Annotated in this window: 1 protein-coding gene; it reads right to left on the minus strand. The window is 68.8% G+C overall.

Going from position 1 to position 442, the window contains the following annotated elements; genetic code table 11:
* A partial coding sequence (locus tag D7Y13_RS46430) for a metallophosphoesterase (protein WP_167508829.1) occupies positions 1 to 442 on the minus strand: 442 nt, incomplete at both ends.

Below are 442 nucleotides of genomic sequence, written 5' to 3' on the forward strand. Positions count from 1 at the left end.
TGATCGTCCTTCGGTGGCGGTGTGGCTTCGCTGCCGAGCACGAGCTCGACGATCTCGGGTCTGGTACCGAGGCGGATCGGGACCATGCTGGTGCCGAGTCCGGCCGAGACGATGAGATGCCGTCCGTCCTCGACCACATGACCGTAGACGTACCGGCTGCCGAAGCGGGATGGCACGACGGGGGTGCGTCCGGCGATCTTGATCTGGCCGGCGTGGGTGTGGCCCGACAGCGTCACGGCAAAGCGGTCGCCGACCTCGGGGAAGATGTCCGGCTCGTGCGCCAGCAGCAGCGCGGGCTCACCGGCCGGCACCTGGGCGGTCAGGGCGGGAAGATCATCGACGCCGGTGATCGGCGGACCGAGCCGCGCCATCTGATCCCCCAACCCGGCGATCCAGAATCGATGATCGCCCAGCGAGAAGGCGACGGCGGAGTTCGCCAGGA

Origin of the sequence: Corallococcus praedator, from assembly GCF_003612125.1 — a bacterium.
GTDB lineage: Bacteria > Myxococcota > Myxococcia > Myxococcales > Myxococcaceae > Corallococcus > Corallococcus praedator.